General features: G+C 73.3%; 20 protein-coding genes. 8 read left to right on the top strand and 12 right to left on the bottom strand.

Going from position 1 to position 23,052, the window contains the following annotated elements:
* Positions 1-93 precede the first annotated feature (93 nt).
* Both SCK26_RS12440 and SCK26_RS12435 read right to left on the bottom strand, forming a co-directional pair.
* Positions 94-741, bottom strand: a complete 648-nt coding sequence (locus SCK26_RS12440) for a response regulator transcription factor (protein ID WP_318201370.1) — start codon at positions 739-741, stop codon at positions 94-96.
* Positions 738-1,910, bottom strand: a complete 1,173-nt coding sequence (locus tag SCK26_RS12435; RefSeq protein WP_318201369.1) for a sensor histidine kinase — start codon at positions 1,908-1,910, stop codon at positions 738-740. Before SCK26_RS12435 ends, SCK26_RS12440 begins: the two co-directional genes overlap by 4 nt.
* Positions 1,911-2,061: 151 nt before the next feature.
* On the opposite strand from SCK26_RS12435, the gene SCK26_RS12430 reads away from it, so the two are divergent.
* Entirely contained in the window at positions 2,062-2,607 is a 546-nt protein-coding gene (locus tag SCK26_RS12430) for a hypothetical protein (RefSeq protein ID WP_318201368.1), read from the top strand.
* Here SCK26_RS12430 and SCK26_RS12425 read toward each other — a convergent pair.
* From SCK26_RS12425 to SCK26_RS12415, 3 genes are read right to left on the bottom strand one after another with little or no spacing between them, the layout of a single operon-like run.
* Positions 2,604-3,176: a cob(I)yrinic acid a,c-diamide adenosyltransferase gene (locus tag SCK26_RS12425; protein WP_318201367.1), complete on the bottom strand. Its 573-nt coding sequence runs from the start codon at positions 3,174-3,176 to the stop codon at positions 2,604-2,606. The two genes, SCK26_RS12430 and SCK26_RS12425, sit on opposite strands and share 4 nt — an antisense overlap.
* 13 nt (positions 3,177-3,189) lie before the next feature.
* Complete coding sequence (locus SCK26_RS12420; RefSeq protein WP_318201366.1) at positions 3,190-3,939, bottom strand: ABC transporter permease; 750 nt, start codon at positions 3,937-3,939, stop codon at positions 3,190-3,192.
* Between the two features lie 14 nt (positions 3,940-3,953).
* Positions 3,954-4,739 (bottom strand): ABC transporter ATP-binding protein, encoded by a 786-nt coding sequence (locus tag SCK26_RS12415; protein WP_318201365.1) that lies wholly within the window; start codon positions 4,737-4,739, stop codon positions 3,954-3,956.
* An 80-nt stretch (positions 4,740-4,819) separates the two neighbouring features.
* On the opposite strand from SCK26_RS12415, the gene SCK26_RS12410 reads away from it, so the two are divergent.
* From SCK26_RS12410 to SCK26_RS12395, 4 genes are all read left to right on the top strand, one after another.
* A complete protein-coding gene (locus tag SCK26_RS12410; protein WP_318201364.1) occupies positions 4,820-5,461 on the top strand; it encodes a helix-turn-helix domain-containing protein in 642 nt (213 codons plus the stop codon).
* Between the two features lie 123 nt (positions 5,462-5,584).
* The gene (locus SCK26_RS12405; RefSeq protein WP_318201363.1) at positions 5,585-6,433 is read left to right on the top strand and encodes a 3-hydroxyacyl-CoA dehydrogenase family protein; all 849 of its coding nucleotides are present in this window, start codon (positions 5,585-5,587) and stop codon (positions 6,431-6,433) included.
* 157 nt (positions 6,434-6,590) lie between these two features.
* Complete coding sequence (locus SCK26_RS12400; protein ID WP_318201362.1) at positions 6,591-6,914, top strand: STAS domain-containing protein; 324 nt, start codon at positions 6,591-6,593, stop codon at positions 6,912-6,914.
* Positions 6,915-7,213: 299 nt separating this feature from the next.
* Positions 7,214-9,877 (top strand): ATP-binding protein, encoded by a 2,664-nt coding sequence (locus tag SCK26_RS12395; protein ID WP_318201361.1) that lies wholly within the window; start codon positions 7,214-7,216, stop codon positions 9,875-9,877.
* A gap of 124 nt (positions 9,878-10,001) precedes the next feature.
* Here the strand turns inward: SCK26_RS12395 and nucS are convergent, their stop codons facing one another.
* On the bottom strand, positions 10,002-10,673 hold the full coding sequence (gene nucS, locus SCK26_RS12390) for an endonuclease NucS (RefSeq protein WP_318201360.1): 672 nt from the start codon (positions 10,671-10,673) through the stop codon (positions 10,002-10,004).
* Positions 10,674-10,949: 276 nt separating this feature from the next.
* On the opposite strand from nucS, the gene SCK26_RS12385 reads away from it, so the two are divergent.
* A complete protein-coding gene (locus SCK26_RS12385; protein ID WP_189891712.1) occupies positions 10,950-11,342 on the top strand; it encodes an SCO5389 family protein in 393 nt (130 codons plus the stop codon).
* A 133-nt stretch (positions 11,343-11,475) separates the two neighbouring features.
* On the opposite strand, the gene SCK26_RS12380 is transcribed toward SCK26_RS12385, so the two are convergent.
* The gene (locus tag SCK26_RS12380; protein ID WP_318201359.1) at positions 11,476-12,504 is read right to left on the bottom strand and encodes an LLM class flavin-dependent oxidoreductase; all 1,029 of its coding nucleotides are present in this window, start codon (positions 12,502-12,504) and stop codon (positions 11,476-11,478) included.
* Positions 12,505-12,726: 222 nt separating this feature from the next.
* Here SCK26_RS12380 and SCK26_RS12375 point away from each other — a divergent pair, with 222 nt between their 5' ends.
* Entirely contained in the window at positions 12,727-13,059 is a 333-nt protein-coding gene (locus SCK26_RS12375; protein ID WP_318201358.1) for an ATP/GTP-binding protein, read from the top strand.
* Between the two features lie 9 nt (positions 13,060-13,068).
* On the opposite strand, the gene SCK26_RS12370 is transcribed toward SCK26_RS12375, so the two are convergent.
* The 5 genes from SCK26_RS12370 to mce form a co-directional block, all read right to left on the bottom strand.
* Complete coding sequence (locus SCK26_RS12370; protein WP_318201357.1) at positions 13,069-13,956, bottom strand: ABC transporter permease; 888 nt, start codon at positions 13,954-13,956, stop codon at positions 13,069-13,071.
* A gap of 181 nt (positions 13,957-14,137) precedes the next feature.
* Positions 14,138-15,475 carry an ABC transporter ATP-binding protein gene (locus SCK26_RS12365; RefSeq protein ID WP_318201356.1) on the bottom strand — a complete coding sequence of 446 codons (1,338 nt, stop codon included), beginning with the start codon at positions 15,473-15,475 and terminating at the stop codon, positions 14,138-14,140.
* A gap of 215 nt (positions 15,476-15,690) precedes the next feature.
* On the bottom strand, positions 15,691-16,626 hold the full coding sequence (locus SCK26_RS12360) for a cellulose-binding protein (RefSeq protein ID WP_318201355.1): 936 nt from the start codon (positions 16,624-16,626) through the stop codon (positions 15,691-15,693).
* A 187-nt stretch (positions 16,627-16,813) separates the two neighbouring features.
* Entirely contained in the window at positions 16,814-21,001 is a 4,188-nt protein-coding gene (scy, locus tag SCK26_RS12355; RefSeq protein WP_318201354.1) for a polarized growth protein Scy, read from the bottom strand.
* Positions 21,002-21,228: 227 nt separating this feature from the next.
* Positions 21,229-21,669 (bottom strand): methylmalonyl-CoA epimerase, encoded by a 441-nt coding sequence (gene mce, locus SCK26_RS12350; RefSeq protein WP_030790098.1) that lies wholly within the window; start codon positions 21,667-21,669, stop codon positions 21,229-21,231.
* 149 nt (positions 21,670-21,818) lie between these two features.
* Between mce and SCK26_RS12345 the strand changes: the two genes are divergently transcribed.
* Positions 21,819-23,018, top strand: coding sequence for an acetyl-CoA C-acetyltransferase (locus SCK26_RS12345; protein WP_318201353.1), 1,200 nt, complete (start codon positions 21,819-21,821; stop codon positions 23,016-23,018).
* The last annotated feature ends 34 nt before the right edge of the window (positions 23,019-23,052 follow it).

The raw sequence follows: 23,052 nt of genomic DNA, 5'->3' as shown, positions 1-23,052 counted from the left end.
CTTCATGTCCCACGGTGCTGCGAGGGTAGAAAGGTCTGGACCACAGGTCAATAGGTCTGGACCATTCTGGGAGCCATTCCGGCGGGTGTCCCGCTAGAGCCCCAACTCCCTGGCCAGCACGGCCGCTTGCACCCGGCTGCGTAGCCCCAGCTTGGCCAGCAACCGGCTGACGTGCGTCTTCACCGTGCCCTCCGCCATGTCCAGCCGGCCGGCGATCTCCGCGTTCGACAGCCCCTCGCCGATACGCCCGAGCACCTCCCGCTCCCGCCGGGTCAGATCCTGAAGCACCGCCGGATCGGCCGCCGTACCCCGGTCCGGGCCCGCGCCCGCGGCGAACTCGGCGATCAGCCGCCGGGTCACGGCCGGAGCCACGATCCCCTCCCCGCGCGCCACCGTCCGCACCGCCTCCAGCAGCTCCCGCGCCTCCGCGTTCTTCAGCAGGAACCCCGCCGCTCCGGCCCGTAGCGCCCCGAACACGTACTCGTCCAGGTCGAACGTGGTCAGCACCAGCACGTCCGCCAGGGCCTCGGCCACGATCCGCCGGGTCGCCGACACTCCGTCCAGCACCGGCATCTGCACATCCATCAGCACCACGTCCGGCCGCAGCTTTCGGGCCAGCTCCACCGCCCGCTCCCCGTCCGCGGCCTCCCCGGCCACCTCGATGTCGGGCGCGCTGCCCAGGATGAGCACCAGCCCGGCGCGGACGGCGGACTGGTCCTCGGCGACCAGGACACGGATCATGCGGGATCTCCTTCGGTGAGCGGAAGAGCGGCCCGTACGGCCCACAGACCGTCCCGGGGCCCGGCCTCGAACGTGCCGCCGAGCAGCGCCGCCCGCTCCCGCATCCCGGTCAGACCGGAACCGGAACCCGGCGCGCGGGGGTCGTCGCCCGGCCGGTAGGGACTGGTCACGCGGATGTCCAGCGCGCCGTCCCGCTGCCGCAGCACGACGTGCACGCATCCCTCGGCCGCGTGCTTCAGGGCGTTGGTCAGCGACTCCTGCACGATCCGGTAGGCGGCCAGCTCCACGGGCGCCGGCACGTCCCCGTGCCCGGCGTCCAGGCGCACGTCCAGGCCGTTGGCCCGGGCGGTGCCGACCAGCGCGCCGAGGCCCGCCAGCGTGGGCGAGGCGGCGGGCTCCCGGTCGCCCGAGCGGTCCCGCAGGATCCCGATCAGCCGGCGCATCTCGGCCAGCCCCGCCACGCTGTTCTCCCGGACGACGGCCAGCGCGTCCCGGGAGGTCCTCGCGTCGTCGAGGGAGAGCGCCGCCGTGGAGTGGATGGCGATGGCCGACAGATGGTTGGCGACCATGTCGTGCAACTCGCGGGCCACCCGGGCGCGTTCCGCGGTCACCGCCTGGGCCCGGTCCATCTCGGCCAGCAGCGCGGTCTGTTCGGCCCGCAGCCGGGCCGCCTCGGCGGCGTCGCGGTGTCCGCGCACCAGGGAACCGGTCGCGGCGGGGGCCAGCGCCACCACTCCGACGCCCAGCCCGATCAGCAGCCCCTGCGGATCGCGCCACAGCGCCGCCGGCACCACTCCGCCGAGGACCGTCAGCATCCCGGTGATCCACGGGATGCGGCGGGCCGAGGCCGGCGTGCCGTACAGGACGGCCGCGTACACCAGGTCGGTGTACAGCACGACCGTGATCACACTGCCGAGGGTCACCGTGTCCAGGACCAGCGCGGCGGTGCCGGTCAGCAGCCCGGTGCGCGGCCGGACGCGGCGCAGCGGCTCGGCGGCGGCGGTAAGCGCCAGCGGGACCAGGGCCGCCCACGGCGCGTGCCACAGCACCAGGCTGTCCGAGGGGGTGCGGGGGTGGATGCCGAACGCCCACAGCAGTACTCCGCCGAGCAGCCCGGCCACGGCGATCCACCAGTCGTCTCGGTGCGGGCGGGCGAGCGTGCGGGCCATGCCCCCATCCAACACGGCCGCCGCACGCCCCGCCTGCTCCCCGCGAAGGGTGCGGGACTGCGACTTTCGCTTACGGCGCTCTCCTCAGCGCCGACGACGAAACCGGCCTCGGCGGCCGGGACCCTGGAGAGGTGGACGAGGGGAGCGAATCGTGATCGTCGGCCTGGTCATCGCCTGCGAGGTGGCGTTCTGGGTGCTGCTGGCGGCCGGACTGGTCTTCCGGTACGCGCTGCGGATGCCGCGCACCGGACTGGCGCTGCTGCTGTGCGAGCCGCTGCTGGAGGTCGTGCTCTTCGTCGCCACGGCGATCGACCTCGACAACGGCGCCGCACCGGACTGGCGGCACGGGCTCGCCGCGGTCTACATCGGCTTCACCGTCGGTCTCGGCCACTCCACCATCACGTGGGTGGACGCCCGGGTGGCCCACCGCTTCGCCGGCGGCCCGCCGCCGGTGAAACCGCCCCGGTACGGCACGGCCCGCGCGGTCCACGAGTGGAAGACCGCCGGCCGCTGGATCCTCGCCGGGGCCGTCGCGCTCGCCCTGCTCCAGGCCGCCGTCTGGTACGTCGGCGACGACGGCGACACCGGCGCGCTGCGGAGCTGGCAGCAGACCATGCTCTGGCTGATCGGCATCAACGTGCTCATCGCCGGGAGCTACACACTGTTCCCGAAGCGGGAGCCGGCCGGACGGGGCTAACGCTCCCCGCCCGGCACCCACAGCACGTCGCCGGCCTCGCCGTTGGCGCTGCGGGCCAGGATGAACAGCAGGTCGGAGAGGCGGTTGAGGTAGGTCGCGGTGAGCGGGTTCATCGTCTCGCCGTGCGCCTCAAGGGCCGCCCAGGTGGAGCGCTCGGCCCGGCGGACGACCGTGCACGCCTGGTGCAGCAGGGCCGCGCCCGGGGTGCCGCCCGGCAGGATGAAGGAGCGCAGCTTCTCCAGCCGCTCGTTGAACCGGTCGCAGTCCGCCTCCAGCCGGTCGATGTAGAACTGCTCCACCCTGAGCGGCGGGAACCCGGGATTCTCCACGACCGGCGTCGACAGGTCCGCGCCCACGTCGAACAGGTCGTTCTGCACGCGGGTGAGGACCGCGGCGATCTCCTCCGCCAGCCCGCCCAGCGCGAGTGCGGTGCCGATCACCGCGTTCGCCTCGTTGGCGTCCGCGTACGCGGCGATCCTGAGGTCCGTCTTGGGCACCCGGCTCATGTCACCGAGGCTGGTGGTGCCCTGGTCGCCGGTCCTGGTGTAGATACGTGTCAGATTGACCATACGGCCAGCGTAGTTACGCCCCGGCCGTCCGGAACACCCGAGTGCCCGCCGTCATGGCCAGCGCCGCGAACCCCACGGCGACCAGGACGCCGTAGAGCATGTGCGCGCTCGTGTACTCGCCGACGTACGCGTCCCGGACCGCGTCCACCAGATAGCGGAACGGCACTAGGTGCGACAGCACGTCCAGCCACGCGGGCGCGAGGCTCATCGGGAGCATCAGCCCGGACAGCAGCATCGACGGCATCGACACCGCGTTGATCAGCGGGCCGAACTCCTGCGGACTGCGCACCTTCAGGCCGAGGGCGTACGACAGCGAGGCCAGCGACACGGTGAGCAGGGCCACGAAGGCGAAGCCGATCAGGATGCCGGCCAGCGGCGCCCGCAAGCCCATCACCAGCGCCGCCAGCACCAGCAGCACCGCCTGGAAGACGAACACGGTGGCGTCCCGCAGCACCCGGCCGAGCAGCAGGGCGAGCCGGCCGACCGGGGTCACCCGCATCCGCTCCACCACCCCCTGCCCGTTCTCGACGATCACCGTGAACCCGGCGAACAGGGCGCCGAACAGGCCGAGCTGGAGCAGCAGCCCGGGCACCAGCACCTGCCAGGAGTTGCCTCGCCCGCCCAGCGGCAGGTCGGTGAGCAGCGGGCCGAAGAAGAGCAGGTACAGCAGGGGCGTCAGCACGCCGAAGAGCAGGGCGAAGCGGGAGCGCAGGGACTGGCGGAGGTAGCGGCCGTAGACCAGGGCCGTGTCGTGAAGCAGCATCGTTCCTGTCTCTCCTATACGGCCACGGGCGCGGTGTCGGCCGCGGCGGGCCCGCGGCCGGTGACGGCGAGGAAGGTGTCCTGGAGGGTGGCGTCGAGCGAGCCGCCGTAGCGGAGCTTGAGCGCGCCCGGGGTGCCCTCGGCGGCGACCGCGCCCCGGTCGACGATCACCAGGCGGTCGGCCAGGGCGTCGGCCTCGTCCAGGTAGTGGGTGGTCAGGAAGACGGTCGTCCCGTGCTCGTCGCGCAGCCGGCGGACCAGCGCCCACAGGTCGGCGCGGCTGCCGGGGTCCAGGCCGGTGGTCGGCTCGTCCAGGAACAGCACCTTCGGGCGGTGGGTGAGCGCCATCGCGATGTCCAGCCGGCGCCGCTGGCCGCCGGAGAGCGCGCCGGTCCTGCGGTCCAGGAGTTCGGTGAGGCCCAGTTCCGCGGCCAGTTCGGCGGCGCGGGCGACGGCCCGGTCCTTCGGCAACCGGTACATCCGGCCCTGGGTGACCAGTTCCTCCCGCACGGTGATCTGCGGGTCCACCCCGCCGGACTGCGCGACGTAGCCGCTGGCCCGGCGCACCCCGACCGGATCGGCCACGAGGTCGCGGCCGGCCACGGTGGCCGTGCCGCCGGTCGGTTTCAGCAGGGTGGTGAGCATGCGCAGGGTGGTCGTCTTCCCGGCGCCGTTGGGTCCGAGGAAGCCGAGGATCTCGCCTTCGTGGACGGTGAGGTCGATGCCGCGGACGGCTTCGACGGGGCCGGCTTTCGTCCGGAAGGTGCGGGCCAGGCCCGCCGTGCTGATGACTGCTGTCATGCCCCACAGAAAAACAGAGTCTCTGAAATTTTGCAATGACTCCAAAATTTCAGACTGCCCAGCGAAGTTAGGATGCGGGTATGGCTGAAGGGCTCAGGGAGCGGAAGAAGAGGCAGACCCGGCAGTACATCTCGGATGTCGCCACGGGGCTGTTTCTGGAGCGCGGCTTCGAGGCGGTGACCGTCGCGGAGATCGCCGAGGCGGCGAACGTCTCCGTCAACACCGTCTACAACTACTTCCCGGCCAAGGAGGACCTCTTCTTCGACCGCTCGGCCGGTATGGCCGACCGGCTCGCCCGCTGGGTCCGCGGCCGGGACGTGGGGGAGTCCGCCGCGCGCGCCGTCCTGCGCGAACTGCGCTCGGAGGTCGAGGCCGTCTCGCCCCGGGTCGGCCTGATGGCGGGCTACGACCGCTTCATGCGGGTCATCCGCGAGGCGCCGGTGCTGCGTTCGCGGCTGTGGAGCCTGCAACAGGAGACCCACGACATCCTGGAGGCGGCCCTGCGCGAGGAGACCGGCGCCGCCGCCGACGATCCGCTGCCGGATCTGATGGCCGGCCAGATCTGCTGGGTCCAGCAGGCCGTCTTCGCCGCCATCGGCCGCGAGATGGTGTCCGGCCGCAAACCGGCCGAAGTGTCACGAGAGGTACTCGTCCTCCTGGACGACATCGAGGACCTGTTGAGCGAAAAGGTCCTCAACTACGCCGTCCGAGGCGCGGTCTGACCCGGGCCGGTGTGATGTCCGTCAATTGGGACGTGACGCGCGTTACTTACCGGTCACACGGCGGCGCCGGAGCGCTATGGTCCGCCGGAGAGGCAGACGTTCAGCGCGTTCAAGGGAGTCGGAGTGGCACGGAAGCTTGCCGTCATCGGGGCCGGGCTCATGGGATCCGGTATCGCTCAGGTCGCCGCGCAGGCCGGCTGGGACGTCGTGCTGCGGGACGTCACCGACGAGGCGCTCCGGCGCGGCACCGACGGCATCAAGGCCTCGTACGACAAGTTCGTCGGCAAGGGCAGGCTGGCGGCCGAGGACGCCGAGGCCGCCCTCGCCCGCATCACCCCGACCACCGACCTGGACGCCGCCGCCGACGCGGACGTCGTCGTGGAGGCCGTCTTCGAGAAGCTGGAGGTCAAGCACGAGATCTTCCGCGCGCTCGACAAGCTGGTGCGCGAGGACGCCGTGCTCGCCTCCAACACCTCCGCCATCCCGATCACCAAGATCGCGGCGGCCACCGAGCACCCCGAGCGCGTCGTCGGCGTCCACTTCTTCTCGCCGGTGCCGATGATGAAGCTCGTCGAGCTGGTCCGCGGCTACAAGACCAGCGACGAGACCCTCGCCACCGCCCGGGAGTTCGCCGAGTCCGTCGGCAAGACCTGCATCGTCGTCAACCGCGACGTGGCCGGCTTCGTCACCACCCGGCTCATCTCCGCCCTCGTGGTGGAGGCGACCAAGCTCTACGAGTCCGGCGTCGCCACCGCCGAGGACATCGACCTCGCCTGCAAGCTGGGCTTCGGCCACGCCATGGGGCCGCTCGCCACCGCCGACCTCACCGGTGTGGACATCCTCCTGCACGCCACGAGCAACATCTACACCGAGTCCCAGGACGAGAAGTTCGCCCCGCCGGAGCTGATGCGCCGGATGGTGGACGCCGGTGACATCGGCCGCAAGAGCGGGCAGGGCTTCTACACGTACTAAATCCCCCACGTCGTCACAAACGCCCCGGGAGTATCACTCCCGGGGGTGAATTCGGTATCGGTTCGCTTACAAACAGCAACCACACCGCCACCCGCACAGTCAGACGGGGCACAGCATCCGTCACCGAGACGCCAACCGCACTCAACGGGGAGCGCATATGTACATCAGGGGCGACCACGTCGAGCTGGTCGTCGGGGGCCGCCTCGACGTCCGCAGCGCGGCGGACGCCCGTACGGCCCTGCACTCGGCCGTCGACACCGGAGTCGGCGACCTGGTGCTCGACCTGTCCGAACTGGATTCGTGGGACGCCACCGGACTCGGTGTGATCATGGGCGCCCACCGGCGGGCCGGCCGCTGCGGGCGCCGGCTGGTGCTGCGGGGCGTGCCCGCGCAGATGCAGCGCCTGCTGGTGGCCACCCGGCTGCACCGCATCCTGGCCATCGAGGGCGGCATCGGAGTGGAGTCGCTGCCCCGGGTGTGAGGCGCGCGACGGCCGGGACATCCGGGCTGTGCGGCGCATACGGGTGAAGCGGCGCGCAGCGGCCACCCCTGGCGCATCCGCCGGCGCGCAAGTCGGGGAAAATCCTCCCAAGACCGTGACGTCTCGGACGGCATGGCACCCCGCCCTGTCGGAGACACCCCGTGACGGTTTAGTGTGCGGTCGCCCGCCGTCTCGCGACCCTCGGCCGAGCGGGCCCGGACCAGAAGCGACAGCGCGGTGTGCGACAAGGCCGGGAGGGCCACAACACGGGCACACGACGCTTTTGGGAGCTTGAACCCATGGACCCGATCAACCCGGGACCCGAGGACCACGGCCAGGCGCACAGCCGCCGCCCGCCCCGGGACCCCCTCGCCTCCGACCTCGCCCCGGGCACGCCCACGCCCGCCCGCATGGACCGGCTGGTCTGCGGCGGCCTCCAGCTGACCGTCAATCCGGTCGACGGCAGCGAGATCGAACCCTGCCCGCCGGCCGAGCGCCCCGGCAGGCCCGCCAAGCGCACCGCCGCCGAGCGCGCCGAGGCCGGCCTCGCGGCCCGTCCGCCCGCGCCGGCCGGCTCCGTCCCGGCCGCGCCCGCCGTGCCGGAGCGTCAGGAGGAGCGCGAGCGCCTGGCCCGGCTGCTGGCCCGGGGCCGCTCGGTCCGCCTCACCGGCCCGGCCGGCTCCGGCCGCACCGCCCTGCTCGACCTCCTCGCCGAGGACTGCCGCGACCTCGCCCCCGACGGCGTGGTCCGCCTGGGCGGCTTCCGCCGGACGCCCGGCGATCTGCTGCACGAGCTGTTCCACGCCGTCCACCGCGCCCCCGGCTACCGCCCCGATCCGGACGAACTTCTCGAGTTCGTCCGGGAGATCGGCGCGGTCGTCGTCGTGGACGACCTGGAGTTCGGCGCGACCGCCCTGGACGAACTGCTCGACGCCACCCCCGAGTGCGCGTTCCTGTTCGGCGCCGCGCCCGACGTGCCCGCGCCGTCCGCCGAGGCGGACGTGGAGGAGGTCTTCCTCGGCGGCCTCGACCGGGCCGCCGGGCTGCAGGTCCTGGAACGGACCGCCGGCCGGGCGCTGACCGAGGAGGAGGTCAACTGGGCCGGCGACCTGTGGTTCGAGTCCGAGGGGCTGCCGCTGCGGTTCGTCCAGGCCGGCGCCCTGCTGCGGCAGCGCGACCAGCTGCGGGCCAGCGCCGGCGCGGTGGACGAGTACGGCGTCTTCGAGGACGTGCGCAACGCCCTCGACCTGCCGGTCGAGCCGGCGGAGGAGGTCCCGCTGCCCTCCCTGGGCGAGGCCGCCGCGCCCGCCCCGCTGCTCGCCTCCCGGCTCACCTCCTCCGCCCGTGCCGCCCTGCGCTTCGCGGTGGCCCTCGGCGGTGAGCTGCCGCACCAGGCGCATCTGCCCGCCCTGGTCGGCGACACCCACGCCGACGCGGCCCTCGCCGAGCTGGTGGAGTGCGGACTGGTCGCACCGGTCGGCTCCCGCTACCGGCTGGCGGCCGGTGTGCGGGCCCAGCTGGAGGCCGCCGGATACGCCGACGGCGCCGCCGAGCACGCCCTCACCGCGGCCCGGCACTACGCCTGGTGGGCCGGCCACCCCTCGGTCGGACCGGACCGCGTGTGCGCGGAGGCCGACGCGGTGCTGGCCGCGCTGGCCGCCGTCGTCCCGCGTACGGCGCCGGCTGCGGAGGGCGAGGAGAGCGGGGCGGTGCGGCTGGCGCGCACGGCGGCGCCCGCCTTCGCCGCGGGGCTGCACTGGAGCGCCTGGGAACGGGCCCTGCGGTCCGGTGCGGAGGCCGCCCGGCTGACCGGCGAGGTGGCCGATCAAGCCTATTTCCACCACGAGTTGGGCATCCTCGCGTTGTGCTCCGGGCAGTTCGGCCGGGCCCGTGCCGAGCTGGAGGCGTCCAGCGGGCTGCGCGGCGCTCTCGCCGACAAGCGGGGCGCGGTGGCGGGCCGCCGGGCGCTGGCGCTGCTCGCCGACCTCGCCGGCGAGGTGCCGGGGGCGTCGGTGCCGCCGGCTTCGGCGCCGGCGGAGGAAGAACCGGCGGAGGTACGGCAGGACGGACCGGCGCCGGTGCCCTACGGTCCCTCGGGCGAGACCCTGGCCACCCGGCAGCTGACGCAGCCGGTGCCGCGGAGCGTGCCGCAGCCGGTGCCGCCCGCCGCGCCGGAGCCCGGGACGCGGGGCGGCGGCCTGCGGCGGCTGGCCCGGCGCAACCTGGTGGCGGCCGGGGCGGGTGCGCTGCTCGCGGCCGTGCTCGGCACGGTCGTCACGCTCGGCATGACGTCCTCCGGCAGCAGCGACCGGGACCCGGCGGGGGAGGTCGACGCCAACCCGTCGGCGAGCCAGGGGCTGGGCGACGGGGAGTCGGGCGTGGGCCCGACGGACACCGGGGACACCGGCGCGGCCGGCGGCGGCCGGCCCGCGTCGCCGGGGCCCGACGGCACGTATGGCACGGCGGACGACCCCGTCCCGCCGGGTGCCACGGCGCGTCCGTCGGAGAGCGTCGAGCCGTCCCGTCCCGGCACGTCCTCCGGCTCGCCGTCGACGTCGCCGAAGCCCGGCGGATCGGGCGGCTCCTCCACCGGCGGTTCGACGGGCGGCACGTCCGGCGGCTCGACCGGGGGCGGCGGCACGGGCTCCACCGGTTCGTCCGGTGGTACGGGCACCGGGGGCGGCGGTTCGACGACCGGCGGCTCCACGGACGGCACGTCCACGGGCGGTACGACGGACGGCGGCACCGGCACCGGCGGCTCGACCGGCTCGACCGGTACGACGGGCGAGACGGCCGGCGGCTCCACGGACGGCGCGTCCACGGGCGGTACGACGGACGGCGGCACCGACACCGGCGGCACGACCACCGGCGACACCTCCGGCACGACGACCTCCGGCTCCACCGAGGGCACCACGGCCTCGGCGACCCATCCGGTCCCGTCCACGACGAACTCGGTGATCTGACACCGGCCGCCGGCTCACGCCACGGCGGGAGACAGCGGACGCGGGTGCCTCAAGGCATCGGCGGCCTTTTCCCGCCGCGTCGGCGGTACGCCGTCGCGGCGGGGGAGACCGGGGCCGGGAGCGGTCAGAACAGGCGGAGCTTGTCGTCCTCGATGCCGCGCAGCGCGTTGTAGTCCAGGATGTGGCAGCCGATGCCGCGGTCGGTGGCGAGGACACGGGCCTGGGGCTTGATCTCCTGCGCGGCGAAGATGCCGCGGACCGGCGCCAGATGGGGATCGCGGTTCAGCAGTTCCAGGTAACGGGTGAGCTGTTCCACGCCGTCGATCTCGCCCCGCCGCTTGATCTCCACCGCGACCGTCTGCCCGTCGGCGTCCCGGCACAGGATGTCCACCGGCCCGATCGCGGTCATGTACTCGCGGCGGATGAGGCTGTACCCCTCGCCCAGGGTCTCGATGCGGTCGGCCAGCAGTTCCTGGAGGTGCGCTTCCACGCCGTCCTTGATCAGGCCCGGATCCACGCCGAGTTCGTGCGAGGAGTCGTGCAGGATCTCCTCCATCGTGATGATCAGTTTCTCGCCCGCCTTGTTGACGACGGTCCACACACCCGCGTCCTCGCCCATCCCCTCCTTCAGCGTGCAGGGCGGCGACATCCAGTTGAGCGGCTTGTAGGCCCGGTCGTCGGCGTGGATGGAGACGCTGCCGTCCGCCTTGACCAGGATCAGGCGCGGCGCCGAGGGAAGGTGGGCGGTGAGCCGGCCGGCGTAGTCGACCGAGCATCGGGCAATGACGAGACGCATGGTCGGCAACGCTACTCGACGCGCGCCGGTCCACGCGATCCGCCCATCCCGCTCCCTGTGGATCGCCCCAATTGTCCCTGGAAACTCTTGTTCCTCCCTGGCCGATAGTGAGCATGAGCCGACCGTTCCATATACGCATTCTGCTGGTGTGGTCACCGACCGTTGCCTACCGTAGGGAACGGGAGGTTGCGGCCCCTGTACCGAGCGTGTTCGAAACCGCGAACTCCCCCATCTGTCCGCCAACCCCTGCGCTTCGGGGGTGCGAGAGGAGAACCCATGTCGCTCGACGTCTCACCGGCCCTACTCGAACAGGCCGAGCGAGGCGAGGTCGACGAAGCAGCATTCGTCGACTGCGTCCGGACCTCCCTGCCCTACGCATGGGAGATGATCAGCTCCCTGGTGGCCCAGCTGAAGGTGGACGGCGGACCCTTCGCCGACAACCAGACGCCTCCGCCGGACGAGCAGGCGCGCGGTCAGCTGCTGCGTGCGCTCGCGAGTGACGCCATACGCGGCGCGCTGCAGCGGCACTTCGGTGTGCGGCTGGCCTTCCAGAACTGCCACCGTGTGGCGGTGTTCCCGCTGGACGCCTCGGTGGACGAGACGCTGGCCCGCTTCACGTCGGCGCGCAACCAGCTGCTGAACCAGTCGCCGGAGCTCCGGGACTGCTGACGCGGCCGCGGCCGCGGCACGGCCGAGACCGAGTCGGACAGCCGTCGGCTTGCCGCTCCGCCCCGCGGGAGGTGCACGCGTCGCCGGGGCGGCAAGCCCCCAGGCGGTCCCGCCCGGCCCCGGCGCCGGGCGGTCAGCGCAGTTGCGGCAGTACCTCGGTGCCGAGCCGCCGCAGGTTCTCCTCGGTGGCCGCGAGCTGGCCCGAGCCCTCGACCATGAGGGCGAAGCGGCTGATCCCGGTGCGCTCCGAGGTGGCCGCGAGCCGGTCGGCGGCGAGCCGCGGCGTGCCGACCGGATGCAGCCCGCAGAGCAGTTCGGTGTAGGCGTACGGATCGCGCATCACACGCTGCCGTCCGTCCACCGTCATATGGGCCGACAGCCCCTGCCGCAGCCAGCCCGGCATCGCCTTCAGCAGGGTTTCGGCCGCGTCCGTGCGCCGGTCGGCGAGCTGGCAGACCCCGGCCGAGACATGAGCGGCGCCCGCGATCTCCTCGGCCGGCCGGCCCGCCGCGCGGGCGCGGTCCCGCCACAGGGCGATCATCTCGGCCTTCTCCTCGTCGCCGACGTGCATGCCGAGCAGCATCGGCAGCCCGCGCTCGGCGGCCAGCCGCACGCTCGCCGGCGAGGTGCAGGCCAGGACGACCTCGGGGCCGGGGGTGTCCGTCAGGGCGTCCGACGGGCGGGGCACCACCGGCACCTCCCGGAAGGAATAGCGCTCCCCGGAGGCCGCCACCGACGGTTCGTCCAGCCACCGCAGCAGCAGATCGAGCGACTCGGGAAACCCGTGTTCGTACGCCTGGAGTCCCGCGCCGAACACCTCCAGGTCCACCCACGGGCCGCCGCGTCCCACGCCCAGCGTGAACCGTCCGCCGCTGGCCACGTGGAGCAGCGCGGCCTGCTCGCCGAGGGCGACCGGGTGGGCGGTGGGCAGGACGCTGACCGCCGTGCCGACCCGGATGCGGCGGGTGCGGCCCAGCAGCAGCGCGGCCAGGGTGACCGCCGAGGGGCATGTGCCGTAGGGCACGAAGTGGTGTTCGGCCAGCCATACGGCGTCCAGCCCGGCCTCCTCGGCGACCTCGGCCGAGCGGACCGCCCGGTGCAGGGCCTCTCCGGGACCCTGGCCCGGGAACTGGGCGGCCAGCACAAAAGTTCCTACGCGCATCGCATTTCCTGCTTCCTTGGCTCCGACCCGGAGCTCCCCCACCGGGCATAACCGTCGGACACGTGCCAAGGACACGGTCCCGCAGGGAGATTTGCCGATTGTCTGCGGAATGGGTCGCACGGAAGGGGCACTTGTGGGGGTTGGTTCCGTACCCGTACCCCGCTCGGCGCCGCGTAGGCTGGATGGCGCCCGTGCTCCCCGTACAGCCCCGAGAGGTGTCCCGTGTCCCCGCGTCGCAACCGACCGAAGGCAGCCGGATCGTCGGGCCGGAGTGCCGAGGACGACCGCGCCGGCCGGTACGGCGGCTGGCAGTCCACGGAGAGCTGGCGTGGCGAGGAGTGGAGCGTACGGCATGTCGCCGGGGCCAGCGCGGAGGGCAAGACCTACCGCTGCCCGGGCTGCGACCAGCTGATCCCCTCCGCCGTCCCGCACGTGGTGGCCTGGCCGGAGTACGCGGGCGTCGACGACCGCCGGCACTGGCACAAGGCCTGCTGGAACGCGAAGGACCGCCGCACCACGCCGGTGCGGCGGTCCCGTAACGCGCCGAGGTTCTGAGCCGTACGGCTACACGTCCCGGCTTCGCAGCAGCGCGTACGTGCCCGCGTACACCGCCGCCGTCACACCCAGCATGATCCACAGCGGGTCCCAGCCGGACGGGCCGGACTCGGTCAGGGAGTTGGCGTAGAAGACGCTCAGCTGGTTCGGGATCGAGTACTCGAACAGCCAGTCGCGCAGCTTCTCCATCGACTGCGCGACCATGAACATCGCGATCACGAGCGGGGCCAGTACCACGCCGATCATGATCGTGATGGCGCCCGCGGAGTGCCGGATGACCGAGCCGATGAGCAGCGAGAGCAGTCCGAGCAGCGCGATGTACAGGCTGATGCCGACGGTGGCCTTGAACCACTCCGAGCCGCTCGGAGAGCCGGCGCCCGCGCCCTCCAGCATGGACACCTGGACCATCGCCACGAAGGCGGACGTGACCAGGGTGAACACGAAGGCGACGGCGAAGAACACGATCGACTTCGCGGCGAGCACCCGGGCCCGGCTCGGGCACGCGGTCATCGTCGTACGGATCATGCCCGTGCCGTACTCCGAGGCCGTGGTCAGCACGCCGAGCGTGATGATGCAGATGGAGCCGAGGAGCAGGCCGAAGAAGCCGAACGACAACGGGTTCTCGCCGTCCAGGGTCGAGGGGTCGGAGTTGGCCTCGACCAGCGCGCCGGCGGCGAGGCCGATGCCGACGACGAGCAGCACGAACACGCCGAGCGTCCACATCGTGGAGCGCACCGACCGGATCTTCGTCCACTCGGAGGCCAGCGCGTGTCCGAGGTGGGTGCGCACGACCGGGATGGGCGAGGTGTAGCCGGGGTACGACCCGCCGGGTGCCGCCGTGTGCCAGTCGGGCGCGGCGGCGGGGGCCTGCGGCATCGGGGGCTGGGGGGTGCTCATCGGGCGTCCTCGGGCTGGGTCGTCGGGGCGGCGGAGACGGAGGCGGCGGCCGGACCGGGAGCCGGGGCCGCGTCGGCGGCGGGGGCCGGGCTCGCGGCGGGGGCCTGCGGGGCGGCGGCGGGCGCCTGCTGCGGCGCGGGCGGCGCGGCGGGGGCCTGCGGGGCGGCCGGCGCCTGCTTGGTCAGCAGCGTCGGCCGGTCCTGGGACGACGGTGCGGCCGCGGGGGCCGGCGCGGGCCGCGGTGCCTGACCGGCCGCTGGTCCGGCGCGTCCGAAGGCGCCGACGAAGGCGCCGGGGGCGCGGGCCGGGCCGGGGCCGCCGGCTGGGCGTACGGGTTGGGCGTTCCCGGAGCCGTGCCCGCGCCCGGAGCGCCGTACCCGGGCGCCGGGGTGCCCTGTCCGGCGGCCGGGGCGCCGTAGCCGTTCGCGCCCTGGCCGTTCGCCGGGGCGCCGCCGTACGGGCCGCCCGCCGGCATCGTGAACGGCGCTCCGCCCTGCTGGGGCGGGGGCGGGGCGTACCAGCCGGGCTGGCCCTGGCCGGGGACCGGCGCGGGCGGCTGGGCGCCGGGCGGCAGCGGCTGCCGGAGGCCCGCCTTCTGGTCGACGGTCGAGCGGTAGTCCACCGCGGCCTGGGTCATCCGCATGTACGCCTCTTCCAGCGAGGCCTGGTGCGGGGACAGCTCCCACAGCCGGACGCCCGCCTCGTGCGCGAGGTCGCTGATGCGCGGCAGCGGCAGCCCGGTCACCCGCAGCGCGCCGTCCTGCTCGGGCAGTACGTGCCCGCCCGCCTCGGCGAGCGCGGAGGACAGCTTCTCGCGCAGCTGCGGCTCGGTGTCGGGGGTGCGGACGCGCGCGAAGTCGGCGGAGTTCGCCGAGATGAAGTCCGTCACGCTCATGTCGGCGAGCAGCTGCCCGCGCCCGATCACGATGAGGTGGTCGGCGGTCAGCGCCATCTCGCTCATCAGGTGGGAGGAGACGAAGACCGTACGGCCCTCCGCCGCCAGCGCCCTCATCAGGTTGCGGACCCAGAGGATGCCCTCGGGGTCGAGGCCGTTGACCGGCTCGTCGAAGAGCAGCACCTGCGGGTCGCCGAGCAGCGCGGCGGCGATGCCGAGGCGCTGGCCCATGCCCAGCGAGAAACCCTTGGAACGCTTCCTGGCCACGTCCTGGAGGCCGACGACGCCGAGCACCTCGTCCACGCGGCGGGCCGGGATGCCCGACAGCTGGGCGAGGCTCAACAGGTGGTTGCGGGCGGACCGGCCGCCGTGCACGGCCTTGGCGTCGAGCAGCGCGCCGACCTGACGGGGTGCGTTGGGCAGTTTGCGGTACGGGTAGCCGCCGATGGTGACCGACCCGGACGTGGGGTTGTCCAGCCCGAGGATCATCCGCATCGTCGTGGACTTGCCCGAGCCGTTGGGCCCGAGGAAGCCGGTCACGGCACCTGGCCGCACCCGGAAGGAAAGGTTGTACACGGCGGTCTTGTCGCCGTAGCGCTTGGTCAGGCCGACAGCCTCGATCATGCTCCGCACCCATCGAAAAGGTTCAGGAAGGCGGGGCACACGCCCCCGTAAGGGTTAGGAGGATATCCAGGCGCTGACGGTTCCGCCCAAGAGAGAGTAAAGCCGGAGCGCGGGCGTTCTTGATCACCGGGGCCCGCGGTTTGCGCCGGGAAACGGTGAAGGAGCGGCGGGACCGGGCCCCGCCGCCCCTCACGGTGTCACCGTCGCGCGTACGACTACCGGGACTGCTGCGCCGGAACGCTCCGGGAGACCGGCTCGTCGTCGCTGGACGTGCCGGCCGCGGCCACCGCGGCGCCGGTCAGCGTGGCGAGCATCTCGCGGACGTTCGTCAGCTGGGCGTTGATGCTGTCGCGGCGGTTGGTGAGCGCCGCCAGCTCCCGCTCGGACTCCGAACGGATCCGGTCCGCCTTGGCGTTGGCGTCGGCCACGATGTCCTCGGCCTGCCGCTGGGCGGTCTCCACCGTCTGGCGGGCCCGGCGCTCGGCGTCGGTGCGCAGCTTCTCCGCCTCCAGCCGCAGCTGCTCCGCCCGGTGCTCGATCTCGGCGAGCCGCTTCTCGGCCTTCTGCTGACGCGAGGCCAGGTCGCGCTCGGACTGCTCGCGCCGCTTGGCCAGGTTGGTCTCGAAGTCGGCGGCGGCCTGCGCGGCCTTGGCGCGGGTCTCCTCGAAGAGGGCGTCCGCCTCCTCGCGCTTGGACTGCGCGTCCTTCTGCGCCTCGGAGCGCAGCTGGGCCGCGTCCGACTTGGCCTTCTCGACGATCCGGACGCCCTCGTCCTCGGCCTTGGCCTTGCGCTCGGCCGCGTACGTCTCGGCGTCGTTGCGGACCTGCTGGGCCGCGGACTCGGCGAGGTCGCGGTGCTGCTCGGCCGCCCGCCGGGCCTCCTCACGCAGCTCCTTGGCCTCTTCCTCGGCCAGCCGCAGGATCTTCTCGACCCGCGCGCCGAGACCCGCGTACGACGGCTCGGCGTCCGTGATCTGGGCCTGGGCGTTCTGCGTTTCGAGGTGCAACTCCTCGATGCGCTTCTCCAGGGCGGTGATCCGGGCGAGAGCGCTGTCACGGTCGGAGACGAGCTTGGAGATACGTTCGTCCACCTGAGCGCGGTCGTATCCACGCCGCACAAGCTCGAAGCCGTAGGGGGAAGTGTCGCTCATGGGGTTCCTGTCGAATGAGACCGGTGAGTGAGGTGATAAAAGGAATCCTAGGGGCCGCAGCGGTGTGTCATCGAGCGGATACGGTTTTGATCTGGAGAATGGCACCTCTTTCGGGTGGCCGGCCGTGGGACGGCTTGCCAAGGAGTCGGGCAAAGTCACCAGAAGACACCTCAACCCTCCCCGAACGCTAGCTCTCCGACGCCTTGCCACCCGATCGGGGGGCGCCCACCGTGGCGCCCGTCTTGACTCCGCCGTCCTTGCCGGACGCGGGCGCCTCGAAGGACTCCAGCGCCTCCAGGACATCCTGCACCCGGGAGATCTCGGCGTTGATGTCCTCGCGCCGGCGCATCAGGATCTCCAGCTCCCGCTTGCCCTCCTCGACCGTGCGACGGGCCTCGCGGATCGCCTCCGCCTTCAGCTCCTCGGCCTCCTCCACGGTACGCCGGGCGTCGCCGACCGCCTGGGCCTTCAGCTCCTCGGCCTCCTTGACCAGGCGCGCCTTCTTCTGCTCGGCCTCCTTGAGCAGCCCCTCGGCCTTCTTCACCGCGGCGATCCGCACCTTGCCCGCCTCGGAATCGGCCTCCGAGACCAGCTCCTTGGCCTTCGCCTCGGCCTTCGCGAGCTGCTCCTCGGCGGCCTTGATGAGCGCGTCGCAGCGGTCGCCGGTGGACTTCATCGTCTCGGCGGCCTCCCGGCGGGCCCGCTCGTGCAGCTCCTCGATCTCCGTGGTGACCCGGCTGCGCAGCTCCTCCGCGCGCTCCCTTATCGCGGTGGCGTCCCGGCGCGCGCCGACCAGCAGCTCGTCCGCGTCCGTACGGGCCTTCTCCACCAGCGAGTTGCCCTCGATGGTCGCCTCGGCGACGATCCGCTCGGCCTCGCTGCGGGCCGCGCCCACCATCGTGTCGGCCTGCGACTCGGCGTCCGCCGTGGCCTTCAGGGCCTGCGCCTGCGCCTCGGCGAGCAGCTTGTCGGCCTCGGCCGTGGTCTCCGTGATGAGCTTGTCGACCTGCTCGGCCGCCTCCGAACGCCGCTTGTTGGCGTCCTCGCGGGCCTCGTCCAGGGTCCGCTCGGCCTTCTGGCGCGCGGAGTTGACGAGCCGTTCGGCCTCGGCCTCCGCGTCCGCCTTCGCCCGCTCGGCCTCCGCCCGCACCCGCTTGGCGTGCACCTGCGCGGAGCCGACCTGCTCGGCGGCCTCCGCCCGCAGCCGCTCGGCGTCGCCCGTGGCGTCACCGATCAGCTGCTCGGCGTTCGCGACGGCCTCCGTGCGCAGCCGCTCCGCCTCCGTGACCGCCTCGGTGCGCACGCGCTCGGCCTCGGCGGCGGTCTCGGTCTGGAGCCGTTCGGCTTCGCTGCGGGCCTCGGTGATGAGGGTGTCGGCCTGGGTGGCGGCGTCGGAGCGGATGCGGTTGGCGTCCTCGCGGGCGTCCGCCCGGGTACGCGCCGCCGCCTCGTCGGCCTCGGTCAGCGTCTGCGAGGCCTTCGTCCGGATCCGCTCGGCCTCGGCGGCCGTCTCCGTCCGCAGCCGCTCCGCCTCCGTGACCGCCTCGGTGCGCACGCGCTCGGCCTCGGCGGCGGTCTCGGTCTGGAGCCGTTCGGCCTCGCTGCGGGCCTCGGTGATGAGGGTGTCGGCCTGGGTGGCGGCGTCGGAGCGGATGCGGTTGGCGTCCTCGCGGGCGTCCGCCCGGGTACGGGCCGCCGCCTGGTCCGCCTCGGCCAGCGCGTCCGACGCCTCGGTGCGCACCCGCTGCGCGTACTCGCCCGCGTCCGCGCGCAGCCGCTCGGCCTCGGCGATCGCCTCCGCCGTCGTCCGCTCGGCCAGCGCCTTCGCGGCCTCCGTCTCCTCGTGCGCCTCGCGCCGGACCCGGGCGGCGTCCTCGCCGGCCCGCTCCCGCTCGGCGTAGGCGTCGGCGCGGACCCGGTCCGCCTCCTCCTCGGCCTCCCGCCGGGTACGGTCCGCCGCGTGCTCGGCGGCCGAGCGCAGCCCGGCGATCTCCTCCTGCGCCTGCTCGTGCAGCCCGGCGACGGAGTCCCGGACCTGCTGGGCGTGCTGCTCGGCGGCGGCGACCATCTCGCCGGCGCGCCGGTCGGCCTCCTCCACCAGCCGGGTGGCCTCGGCCTGCGCCTCCTCGACCCGCTTGCGGGCGGCGGCCAGCAGCTCCTCGCTCTGCTCCCGGGCCCGCTGCCGCTCCTGGTCGGCCTCCTCGCGGGCGGCACCGAGCAGCTCCTCGGCCTCGCGGCGGCGCCGGGCGGCCTCCTCCTGCGCGGCGGCGAGCGTCTCGGACGCCTCGGCGCCCAGCCGCTCGGCGGCGGCCTGCGCCTCCGCGCGCATCCGGTCGGCGGTGTCCTGGGCCTCCGTCTTCAGCCGCTCGGCCTCGGCGGCGGCCTCGGACCGCAGCCGTACGGCGATGGCCTCGCCCTCGGCGCGGGAGGCGGACGCGTCGGAGGCGGCCTCGGTGCGCAGCCGCTCGGCCTCGGCCTCGGCCTGCTGCTGGAGCGTACGGATCCGCTCGGCGGACTCCGCGCGCAGCCGCTCGGTCTCCTCGGCGGTCTCCCGGCGGACCCGGGCGGCCTCCTCGCGGGCCTCGCTCAGCGCCCGTTCGGCCGACGCCAGCCGCTCCTGCGCCTCGGACTGAAGCCGGGTCAGCTCCTCGGCGGCCTCGGCACGGCGGGTCTCGACGGCCTTCTCGGTCTCCTCGCGCAGCTCCCGCGCGGCCTTCTCGGCGTCCGCCCGGGCCGTCTCCGCCTGCTCGGCGGCCTCGGCGCGCAGCCGCTCGGCCTCCTCGCGGGCGCGCTCCAGGGACTCCTCGGCCTGCCGGCGCAGGGAGGTGGCGCGCTCGACGGCCTCGGTGCGGACCTTCTCGCTGTCGGCCGTCGCGGTCTGCCGCAGCTCCTCGGCGTCCGCCTTGGCCTTGGCCAGCAGCTCCTCGGCGGACCTGGCCGCCTCCTCGATCTTGGCGACGGCCTCGCGGCGGGCCTCGGCACGGATCGACTCGCCCTCGGAGACCGCGTCGGCGCGCAGCTGCTCGGCCTCGCCGCGCAGCCGGCGGGCCTCCTCCTGGAGCGCGACCGTCTTGGCCCGGTACTCCTTGGTGTCGTCCTTGGCCGCGCCCTTGAGCTGCTCGGCGATGTCGTGCGCCTCGGCGCGCAGCCGGTCCGCCTCGGCCTCGGCCTCCGAGCGGATCCGCTCGGCCTCCTCGGCGGCGGCCCGGGTGGTCCTGCGGGCGTCCTCCGACGCCTTGTCGAGCACGTCCTCGGCGGTCTTCGCCGCCTTGGACAGCTGGGTGGCCGTCTCCTCGGCGGTGATCGTGCGGGCCTTCTCGGCGGCCTCGGCGACGACCTTCTCGGCCTCGGCGCGGGCGTCCGCGACCAGCTGCTCGGCCTCGGACCTGGTGTGCTCGGCCTCCTTGGTGGCCTCCTCGACCAGCCGGGCGACCTGTTCCTTGGCGGTGCGCGTCCGCGTCTCGTTGGCGGCCTCGGCCGTGGCCAGCGCCTTGGCGGCGGCCTCCTTCGCCTCGGTGACCACCTTCTCGGCCTCGGCCTGCGCCTTGCGCAGCGCCTCCTCGGCCGCCGTCATCCGCTCCTCGGCGGCCCGGCTCAGCTCGGCGGCCTGCCGGCGGGCCGCGTCCGACTCGGTGACCGTGGCCGTCCGCAGCTGCTCGGCGTGCTCGGTGGCCTCCTGCGCCTGCGTGGAGGCCGCGTTCAGCAGCCGCTCGGCGTCCGCGCGGGCCCGGCGCAGGATCTGGTCGGCCTCGGCGCGGGCGGACTCGGCCTCGCTCCGCAGCCGCTCCCGGGCCTCCCGGGTCAGCCGCTCGGCCTCCGCGCGGGCGGCGGCCATCGCCTGCTCGGCCTCCGCGCGGGACTCGTCCAGCAGCCGGCGGGCCTGCTGCTCGGTGCGGGCGCGCAACTGCTCCGCCCACGCCACGTTCTCGTTGACGTGCGACTCGACGGTGGCGCGGCGCTCGGCCAGCTCCTGGTCGAGCTGCTGGCGCCGGGTCACCGCCTCCTGGTGCAGCTCCGCCTGGAGCCGGGCGGCCTGCTCGGCGTGCTCCTGGAGGATGCGCTGGGTCTGCGCGCGGGCCTGGCTCAGCTCCCGTTCGGCGTCCTGGCGCAGCTGCTCGGCCTGCATCTGGGCGTTGCGGAGCAGCTGCTCGGCCTGGTAGCCGATGTCACCGCCGTCGTAGGCGGGCCGGGTCATGAGGGTACGGCGCGCCTCGTGCAGCTTGGCGCGCAGCACCTCGACCTGGTAGCCGAGGTCCTCGGCGTGCTGGATCGCCTTCTCCCGCTCGGTCCTCAGCCGCTTCATCTCGGCCTCGAACCGAGAGAGGTGGTCGACGTCAGCCGCCGGCTCTCGCTCCTGGCTCTCGTAGCCCCGCACTGCGCGGTCCCATCCGTCCCCTGGTCAGCTTCTCCAACGAGCTCCGTCCGTTCGCGAACGGGGCCCCCGGGGAATGGTGTCAGACAGACGGCGGAGCACGGGCTGCTGCCCCGACGCTCGTCCCCCGAAACCCGGACCCCGGCTCGGTCCCGCCGACAACGGCAGGACCCGGTCGCCCCGGTGGAGGGACGACCGCCCCCAACCCTACCGGCCCTTATGTACGGGGGTCAGTGCTCGGGCGTCTCAACAGGCGCCGAAGTGACCAGTTCTGTGAGGACGCCATGGCAGTCCTTGGGGTGCAGGAAGGTGATCCGCGAGCCCATGGAGCCGCGCCGGGGCTCGTCGTAGAGCACCCGCACGCCCTTGCCGCGGATCTCCTCGGAGTCGGCGTCCACGTCCGCGGTGCCGAAGGCGATGTGGTGGACGCCCTCCCCGTTCTTCGCCAGCCACTTGGCGACCGTGGAGTCCTCGCGGACCGGTTCCAGCAGCTGGAGGTAGGAGGCGCCGCCGTCCGACGTGCCGTTGATCCGGAGCATGGCCTCGCGCACGCCCTGCTCCTCGTTGACCTCGGTGTGGAACACCTCGAAGCCGTACGTGGCCCGGTAGAACTCGACGGTCGCGTCGAGGTCGTGGCAGGCGATCCCGATGTGGTCGATTCGCGTCAGCATGGATTCAGTGCAGCGCTCCCGGGGTGGTTACGCAACGTGCGCGCGATCACACCGACAGGCCGATGACGCCGTGTCCAACCGCTCAGTACATTCGAAGTAAACCCTCGTTCACTCCTCGGCTGTACGCAGCTGGAAGGGGATCGCACCTCATGTCTTCTGGAACGACCAGCTCGGTGATCGTCGCGGGCGCCCGGACGCCCATGGGGCGGCTGCTGGGCTCCCTGAAGTCCTTCTCCGGAGCCGACCTCGGAGCCTTCGCGATCAAGGCCGCCCTCGACCGTGCGGGGATCGGCGGCGACCAGGTGCAGTACGTGATCATGGGCCAGGTGCTCCAGGCCGGCGCGGGCCAGATCCCGGCCCGCCAGGCCGCCGTCAAGGCCGGCATCCCGATGAACGTCCCGGCGCTCACCGTCAACAAGGTGTGTCTCTCCGGCCTCGACGCCATCGCCCTCGCGGACCAGCTGATCCGCGCCGGCGAGTTCGACATCGTCGTGGCGGGCGGCCAGGAGTCCATGAGCAACGCCCCGCACCTGCTGCCCAAGTCCCGCGAGGGCTACAAGTACGGCGCGGTCCAGATGCTCGACGCGATGGCCTACGACGGCCTGACCGACCCATGGGAGAACATCCCCATGGGCGAGTCCACCGAGAAGCACAACACCCGCCTCGGCATCCAGCGCCCCGAGCAGGACGAGATCGCCGCCCTGTCCCACCAGCGCGCCGCCGCCGCCCAGAAGAACGGCCTGTTCGAGGCCGAGATCACCCCGGTGGAGATCCCGCAGCGCAAGGGCGACCCGGTGCTGTTCAGCAAGGACGAGGGCATCCGCGCCGACACCACCGCCGAGTCCCTGGCGAAGCTGCGCCCGGCCTTCGCCAAGGACGGCACCATCACCGCCGGCACCTCCTCGCAGATCTCCGACGGCGCCGCCGCCGTGGTCGTGATGAGCAAGGCCAAGGCCGAGGAGCTGGGCCTTCAGTGGCTCGCCGAGATCGGCGCGCACGGCAATGTGGCCGGTCCCGACAACTCCCTGCAGTCGCAGCCGTCCAACGCCATCCGGCACGCGCTGAAGAAGGAGGGCCTGGACGTCTCCGACCTGGACCTCATCGAGATCAACGAGGCCTTCGCCGCGGTCGCCGTGCAGTCAATGAAGGACCTCGGCGTTTCCACGGAAAAGGTGAACGTCAACGGCGGCGCCATCGCGCTGGGTCACCCGATCGGCATGTCCGGCGCCCGGCTCGTGCTGCACCTGGCGCTGGAGCTCAAGCGCCGGGGCGGCGGGGTCGGCGCCGCCGCGCTGTGCGGCGGCGGCGGCCAGGGCGACGCGCTGATCGTGCGGGTGCCCAAGGCCTGACACCCCGTAGGTCCGATTCCGGTACGTCGGTGAA

This window comes from Streptomyces sp. SCL15-4, assembly GCF_033366695.1.
Lineage (GTDB): Bacteria > Actinomycetota > Actinomycetes > Streptomycetales > Streptomycetaceae > Streptomyces.
This window is presented reverse-complemented; position numbering and strand designations above follow the sequence as displayed.